Below are 2972 nucleotides of genomic sequence, written 5' to 3'. Positions count from 1 at the left end.
TAAGACTTAATAGACTCAATCCCGTAGAATAGCGACTAACAGACCGCAGTTCTCCCTCCAGTTGCACAAATTGATACCGATTTCACCCTTAATTTATGCCAGGAGTATTAGTATCATTTTATGGTGCCTGTCCTTATAATCGCTCGTATGGCGATGTACTTACAGCGCCTACAATATGGCTCGGCAAACGTATCCCACTTTGATGCGCTGCGTTGGGCGACCAAAGGCTCAGCTCAAGCGATGGGACGTAATGATATTGGCGAGCTTAGCGTGGGTAAACAGGCCGATATTGCGATGTTCAAACTCGACGATATTCGTTTCTCAGGCAGTCATGATCCTCTTGCCGCACTCCTATTATGTGGCGCTCAACAAGCCGACCGTGTGATGGTTGCAGGTCACTGGCGAGTAATGAACAGTGAAGTGATTGGTGTTGATATTCATCAATTGATGGAACGTCATAAAGCGGCAGCATCGAGGCTAGCACGTAAAGCTTTAGGTGAGTAAGTCATATAGCCCCAGTCACTTACTGGGGCTCTTTGCTTTTAGGCTTGCTAGTTTGCTTCTACGTTGTAGATGACGGGCATTTCCCCCCGCCAATCTAGCCAAAGCTGAGAATCAGTCACTAAGCGAGTTAGCGCATTGGCGACATTGATTCGGCTGGTTTCTCCAGCATTAAACAAAGCACTGCGAGTCGGGCTATTGTGCCATGAATATGGACTTACGTCGCAGCGGTCAATCAAGGTATCTGGTCGCAAGATAACCCACTCTAACAGAGTGCTCAGTTTACGACTTCTGCTTAAGAGCTCAGCTGCTTTTTCATTGTCACGGTGCGGCGGTAACAATGCTCGTAGCAAAAGGCATAGCAATCTCTCCTGCCTAGAAACTTGTTCATTGATTGTATGGTTGCTCACACCTGTTGAGCCCATTAGAGCTAACTTTAGCGGCTCGTTTCGTTGAGGTGATATCACTGAAGCAATACGCAATATGCTGTCTCGAACCAACAGTCGCGGTGCTCCATAAACACCTTGCAAAGTGAAGTTGTGGCCTAAACAACATATGCACGCTTGGCAATCAGCAACGATCATTTCCAAATCATCCACTTCAATCGCCAAAACGGTCGTTCGATGTTGAGTCAAATTTGAATGATCCGGTAACACATTACAGTCCCTAACCAAAGCAACCACTTCATGGTTGGCTTCAAGAAGCTGATTTACGACCAATTTACCCGTAGAGCCCGTGGCGCCTAGTACCAATATCTTCATTTTAAACCCTTTGCCTTCTGTACTTATTCAATAGCTTATCAGTTCATAATTGTTTGGAAATCCATCAAAAATGCATGACAATCATTCATATTTGAATGACAAACGGAAAATCAACATGGACTGGAAGCACATCCAATTTGACTGGAATCGCGCACGAGCATTTCTGGTCGTTGCTGAAGAGGGATCATTCTCAGCTGCTGGTCGCGCCTTAAATATGAGTCAACCCACCTTGGGCCGCCAAATCGCTGCGTTTGAACATGAACTAAAGCTCACTCTGTTTGAACGAGTTGGTAAAAAGTTGGTTCTTACCAACAGCGGCCAAAAACTCTACCAACATGTCAGCCAAATGGCCGAGTCTGCAAATCAAATGCTGCTCACCGCACTGGGGCAAGATGAAAGTATCGCAGGCAAGGTGAGTATTTCTTTAACGGAGCTCGATGCATTTTTTCGCTTTCCTCCCCTAGTTAATCAATTAAAAGAATACGCACCGCATGTCGATATCGAGCTCATTGTCTCCAACCAAGTGAGTGATCTGAAACGCCGTGAGGCCGATATCGCCATGCGCTACAAAAGACCAACCGACTTAGATCTGATCGCGAAGAAAATCGGCCACGAAACCATTTATCTTTACGGACATAAAGATTTGGTTAAGAGCTTTCAAGACAGGTCTCCCAATGAGGTTGCAAACGTAACCATCATCGGATTTGATCAGGAAGAGTATCTACGCCAGCACCTAAAACGATCCGGTTGGGATCTCAAACACAACCCTTTTACCCTGATCTGTAACAACCAGTTAGTGCAGTGGCAGTTAGTACAGTTAACTCGATCACTAATTCTTTTGCCAGAGCACATTGCTCGTAATAATCCGGATTTACGAATTGCGTTTAAAGAACATTTTCAGCCCTTTGAACTAGATGCATGGCTTGTTTGCCACCGAGAACTACACACGAGTAAAAGAGTACGCATAGTGTTTGATTTCTTGGCTAAGCACTTAAGCTTATGAACTAACAAGAAGAGTAGAATGAAAGTAGAAAGTGGAAGTAGAAAGGACACACGCTTTAAAGGATGAAATAAGAGTGAGTTGTTGATACCTACGCCAAAGGTTCACTTAATGCGGGTTGCAGCTTTTTGGTGGCATTCTTAACCTCAATGGGTAAATCACCAAAGGGAGGCTTAAAGATGACAACTGCGAGAAAACAACAGATATGCGTTGATGCTACACCTTATTATCACTGCGTGTCTCGCTGTGTCAGGCGCAGCTTCCTGTGTGGGACTGATCCTATCACCAAGCAAAATTATGAGCACCGTAGAGCGTGGGTGAAGCGAACAATGATGGCGCTAACGCAACTTTACTGCATCAACATCTGCGCCTACGCCATAATGAGTAACCACTATCATTTGGTCTTACATATCAATCGAGACAAAGCCCTAAACCTATCGTCTCATGAGGTGGTTGAGCGTTGGCAGAGAGGGCACAAACTGCCGAATATAGTAACGCGATGGTTAGAAGGGCAGCTCACCAGTAAAGCCGAACGTGAAGAGTGTTTAGCAATCATCGAATCTTGGCGCGAACGACTATGGAGCCTGAGTTGGTTTATGAAAGAGCTTAATTTTGAGATTGCCTGCCAAGCCAACAAAGAAGACCAATGCAAAGGACATTTCTGGGAAAGCCGCTTCAAAAGTCAGGCCTTGCTTGATGAGCAGGCGCTC

Annotated in this window: 2 protein-coding genes and 2 pseudogenes; 3 read left to right on the top strand and 1 reads right to left on the bottom strand. The window is 45.4% G+C overall.

Translation table 11 applies throughout. From position 1 onward, the window contains the following. Nucleotides 1-144: 144 nt before the first annotated feature. A pseudogene (locus tag ZX61_RS01890) lies at nucleotides 145-504 on the top strand (amidohydrolase family protein); the annotation flags it as partial. A 47-nt stretch (nucleotides 505-551) separates the two neighbouring features. Here the strand turns inward: ZX61_RS01890 and ZX61_RS01885 are convergent. Next, on the bottom strand, nucleotides 552-1262 hold the full coding sequence (locus tag ZX61_RS01885) for an NAD(P)-dependent oxidoreductase (RefSeq protein WP_049843027.1): 711 nt from the start codon (nucleotides 1260-1262) through the stop codon (nucleotides 552-554). Between the two features lie 115 nt (nucleotides 1263-1377). Here ZX61_RS01885 and ZX61_RS01880 point away from each other — a divergent pair, with 115 nt between their 5' ends. Next, nucleotides 1378-2265: a LysR family transcriptional regulator gene (locus tag ZX61_RS01880; RefSeq protein ID WP_049843026.1), complete on the top strand. Its 888-nt coding sequence runs from the start codon at nucleotides 1378-1380 to the stop codon at nucleotides 2263-2265. A 176-nt stretch (nucleotides 2266-2441) separates the two neighbouring features. After that, a pseudogene (locus ZX61_RS01875) lies at nucleotides 2442-2972 on the top strand (transposase); the annotation flags it as partial.

This window comes from Vibrio sp. VPAP30 (genome assembly GCF_001188205.1).
Taxonomy (GTDB): domain Bacteria; phylum Pseudomonadota; class Gammaproteobacteria; order Enterobacterales; family Vibrionaceae; genus Vibrio; species Vibrio bivalvicida.
Note: the sequence above shows the minus strand (reverse complement) of the source record. Positions and strands in the feature narration are given on the sequence as shown.

What these genes read in the sequence shown, in the direction of transcription:
- ZX61_RS01885 (WP_049843027.1), bottom strand. Translation starts at nt 1,262, where the DNA reads ATGAAGATATTGGTACTAGGCGCCACGGGCTCTACGGGTAAATTGGTC.
- ZX61_RS01880 (WP_049843026.1), top strand. Translation starts at nt 1,378, where the DNA reads ATGGACTGGAAGCACATCCAATTTGACTGGAATCGCGCACGAGCATTT.